Raw genomic sequence first — 421 nt, forward strand, 5'->3', positions numbered from 1 at the left:
ATTTTGAATAAAATGTGCACCACGTTTGGAATCATAAAAGGGAAGAAGAAAAGGTGCATATTTTGTTCGGATATTGCCTAAGACCCATTCAACATAATTATAAAGGCGTAAGCTTCGTGATTTTTTCCCTTCATTTTTGAGGATAAGACGTGAAAGGCGAATAGGTTTTTTTTGATCGAGTGTATGGGTGAGTTCTAAGGTAATTTCTGAGTGTTGAGATTTAAAGGTTGAGAATCCAAAACCATGGCAAGACTCATAGACAACACTTTCGTTGCATTCTACAGCAGAAATTGGTGAGAAACGTTTTAAAGATAGGCGGTCAACGATATAAAGTGCTTCCCCTGGACGGTTAGAAACCGGATCATTTGTCCAAGGGGTTAATTGATAATCGCGGCTGTTATTGGCCCAAGTAAAGAGTGCA

The 421-nt window shown here is 38.7% G+C and carries 1 protein-coding gene; it reads right to left on the reverse strand.

What is annotated here, in order from left to right:
* The coding region (locus tag ACFIO5_RS11235) for a hypothetical protein (protein WP_375705451.1) at nt 1-421 on the reverse strand (421 nt) is incomplete at both ends.

Source organism: Bartonella sp. AA86SXKL (assembly GCF_042196885.1).